Annotated in this window: 1 pseudogene; it reads right to left on the reverse strand. The window is 48.2% G+C overall.

Annotated elements, in window-relative coordinates:
• Positions 1 to 556 (reverse strand): annotated as a pseudogene (locus WAA15_RS24535) (hypothetical protein); the annotation flags it as partial.

Raw genomic sequence — 556 nt, forward strand, 5'->3', positions numbered from 1 at the left:
CTCGCTGTCAAGGTTGTTGTCTCTGTGCCACACAACTCTGTCTTGGTTGTCGCTATTACTGGTGCTACTGGCGGTGTGCCGGTCGTAATAGTTATTACATTCGATGTATTGCTGCTACCACAATTGTTCATACAAACTGCACTGTATGTACCTGCACCGGCTGTTCCTACTACGATACTGCTACCAGTCGCTCCTGTGTTCCACTTGATGGTAGCACTACATCCACTCGCTGTCAAGGTTGTTGTCTCTGTGCCACACAACTCTGTCTTGGTTGTCGCTATTACTGGTACTACTGGCGGTGTGCCGGTCGTAATAGTTATTACATTCGAGGCATTGCTGCTACCACAATTGTTCATACAAACTGCACTGTATGTACCTGCACCGGCTGTTCCTACTACTATACTGCTACCGGTCGCTCCTGTGTTCCATTTGATAGTAGCCGTACAACCACTCGCTGTCAAGGTCGTTGTCTCTGTACCACACAACTCTGTCTTGGTTGTCGCTATTACTGGTGCTACTGGCGGTGTGCCGGTCGTAATAGTTATTACATTCGATG

It is taken from the genome of Emticicia sp. 17c (genome assembly GCF_037153985.1).
Classification (GTDB): Bacteria; Bacteroidota; Bacteroidia; order Cytophagales; family Spirosomataceae; genus Emticicia.